The organism is Streptomyces sp. E11-3, assembly GCF_046540415.1.
Lineage (GTDB): Bacteria > Actinomycetota > Actinomycetes > Streptomycetales > Streptomycetaceae > Streptomyces.
Genome location: NZ_JAZGRL010000092.1, coordinates 1 through 2,652 on the forward strand (window position 1 = coordinate 1; position 2,652 = coordinate 2,652).

Annotated in this window: 4 protein-coding genes; 2 read left to right on the top strand and 2 right to left on the bottom strand. The window is 68.6% G+C overall.

Annotated elements, in window-relative coordinates; all coding sequences use genetic code 11:
* Positions 1-607: oligopeptide/dipeptide ABC transporter ATP-binding protein (locus U9R90_RS35345; protein ID WP_411061525.1), on the top strand; the 607-nt coding region annotated here is incomplete at its 5' end.
* Here the strand turns inward: U9R90_RS35345 and U9R90_RS35350 are convergent.
* Positions 604-1,533, bottom strand: coding sequence for an SMP-30/gluconolactonase/LRE family protein (locus U9R90_RS35350; RefSeq protein WP_411061526.1), 930 nt, complete (start codon positions 1,531-1,533; stop codon positions 604-606). The genes U9R90_RS35345 and U9R90_RS35350 overlap by 4 nt on opposite strands.
* Positions 1,534-1,638: 105 nt before the next feature.
* On the opposite strand from U9R90_RS35350, the gene U9R90_RS35355 reads away from it, so the two are divergent.
* Positions 1,639-2,091: an Lrp/AsnC family transcriptional regulator gene (locus tag U9R90_RS35355; RefSeq protein ID WP_411061527.1), complete on the top strand. Its 453-nt coding sequence runs from the start codon at positions 1,639-1,641 to the stop codon at positions 2,089-2,091.
* Positions 2,092-2,099: 8 nt separating this feature from the next.
* Here U9R90_RS35355 and U9R90_RS35360 read toward each other — a convergent pair.
* Positions 2,100-2,652: oligopeptide/dipeptide ABC transporter ATP-binding protein (locus U9R90_RS35360; protein ID WP_411061528.1), on the bottom strand; the 553-nt coding region annotated here is incomplete at its 5' end.

The following is a 2,652-nucleotide window of genomic DNA, read 5'->3' on the forward strand; positions in this document are numbered from 1 at the left end:
GTACCCGCACCAGTTCTCCGGCGGTCAGCGCCAACGCATCGGCATCGCCCGCGGGTTGGCACTCAACCCCGAGATCATCGTCGCCGACGAGCCGGTCTCGGCGCTTGACGTGTCGGTCCAGGCGCAGGTCATCAACCTCCTGGACAAGCTCCAGAACGAGTTCAACCTCTCCTATCTCTTCATCGCCCACGACCTGTCGATCGTGCGGCACATCTCCGACCGGGTCGGCGTGATGTACCTGGGCCGGATCGTCGAGATCGGCACCGACGAGCAGATCTACGAGCACCCGACCCACCCGTACACCCAGGCGCTGCTCTCCGCGGTCCCGGTGCCCGACCCGGCGGCGCGGGAGCACCGGGAGCGGATCATCCTCACCGGCGATGTGCCGTCCCCGGCCAACATCCCCTCCGGCTGCCGGTTCCGGACCCGCTGCTGGAAGGCGCAGGAGCGGTGCGAGCTGGAGGTGCCGCTGCTGGCGGTGCCCGCGGTGTTCCGGCTCACGGAGGGGCCCGCCGCGCATCCGTCGGCCTGTCACTTCGCGGAGGAGAAGCAGGTCGTACCGCCCGAGGAGGAGCAGCACGACCTACCGGGCGAGCCTCCTGACTAGCCCACGCTGCCCGGCAGCAGCGGTGGTGCGGTGACCCCCATGACCAGCGAGTAGAGCGTGTCATTGGCGGTGATGAAGAGGCGGTTGCGCTTCGCGCCGCCGAAGCGGATGTTGGAGACCGTGTTCGGGACCAGGATGCGGCCGAGCAGGGTGCCGTCCGGGGCGTAGCAGTGCACACCGTCGTCCATGGCCGCCGCCCACAGATGGCCCGCGTCGTCGAACCGGATGTTGTCGAAGCGGCCTTCCTTGGTGCCCTCGGCGAAGACCCGGCCCTCGGAGAGCGTGCCGTCCTCGCGTACGTCGAAGACGCGGATCTGGTTCTTCCTGGTGTCCGAGACGTACAGCTCGCGCTCGTCGGCCGAGAAGACCAGGCCGTTGGGCGCCCCGAAGCCGTCGGCGACCAGCCGCACCTCACCGCTGGCCGGGTCGATCCGGTACACGTTGTTGGCGCCGATCTCGCTCTCGGCGCGATGGCCCTCGTAGTCGCTGGTGATCCCGAAGTCCGGGTCGGAGAACCAGATCGAGCCGTCGGAGCGCACCGCGGAGTCGTTCGGGCTGTTCAGCCGCTTGCCCTGGTAGCGGTCGGCGAGCACCGTGAGCGAGCCGTCCGGCTCGGTTCGGGTGACGCGGCGGTTGCCCTGCTCGCAGGTGACCAGGCGGCCCTCGCGGTCCAGGGTGTTGCCGTTGGAGTGCCCGGCGGGGGAGCGGAAGACGGCGACGTGGCCGGTGGCCTCGTCCCAGCGCAGCATGCGGTCGTTGGGGATGTCGCTCCAGATGAGCTGGCGCCAGGCCGGGATATAGAGCGGCCCCTCCGCCCAGCGGCAGTCCTCGTAGAGCGTCTCCAACTTTTCGTCGCCTGAGCCGCACTTCTCGGTACGGAACCTGTCGTCGAGCACCTCGTACACGGCGGGTCGGCCGGTGATCATGTCCCCATCCCCTTCAAGCGGGGCGAACTCCGAACTGTGTTCGCCTGATCCGGAGTATTGCAGGATGACGTATGGTCTAGGCAAGGGATTTGGTGAAGGAGATTCATGGATGCCATCGACCGGAAGCTGCTGGGCCTGCTCCAGGAGGACGCCGCGCAGGCCTACTCGGCGCTGGGCAAGGCGGTCGGGCTCTCGGCGGGCGCCGCCCATGAGCGGGTCCGCAAGCTCCGCGAGGCGGGCGTGATCCGCCGTACGACCATCGATGTCGATCCCGCGGCCGTCGGCGCCGGGGTGCTGGCCTTCGTGATGGTCGAGTCCTCGGCGTGGATGGGGGACGCGAGTGGGCGCTTCGCCGCCATCCCCGAGATCCAGGAGGCCCATGTGATCGCGGGCAGCGCGTCGGTGCTGGTCAAGGTGCGGACGGCGACCACCGAGCAACTCCAGGACGTACTGCGGCGGTTGTACGCGATCGAGGGCGTCAGCGGTACTCAGGCGACGGTGGCGCTCGAGACGTTCTTCGAGCGCCCCGTCGCGACCGGGGAGGCCTTTGGTCGGTAGGCCGGGGCCTACTGAACCGGGGTTGGCACTTCTACGGGGAAGTGGCAGGCGGTCAGGTGCCCTTCGCGGCTTCCCTCGATACGAACCAGGGGCGGCACCTCGTCGGCGCACTTCTGCTGTGCCTTCCAGCAGCGGGTGCGGAAGGGGCAGCCGGACGGCGGATTGGCCGGGGACGGGACATCGCCGGTGAGGATGATCCGCTCGCGGCTCTCCCGGAGCTCGGGGTCGGGCACGGGCACGGCCGACAGGAGCGCCTTCGTGTAGGGGTGCCGTGGTCGGTCGTAGATCTCCGTGTCGGTGCCGATCTCGGCCATCTTGCCGAGGTACATCACGCCGACCCGGTCGGAGATGTGCCGCACGACCGACAGGTCGTGGGCGATGAAGAGGTACGACAGGTTGAACTCGTCCTGGAGTCTGTCCATCAGGTTGATGACCTGGGCCTGGACAGAGACATCCAGGGCCGAGACCGGCTCGTCGCAGATGATGATCTCGGGGTTGAGTGCCAGCCCGCGGGCGATGCCGATGCGTTGGCGCTGACCGCCGGAGAACTGGTGCGGGTAC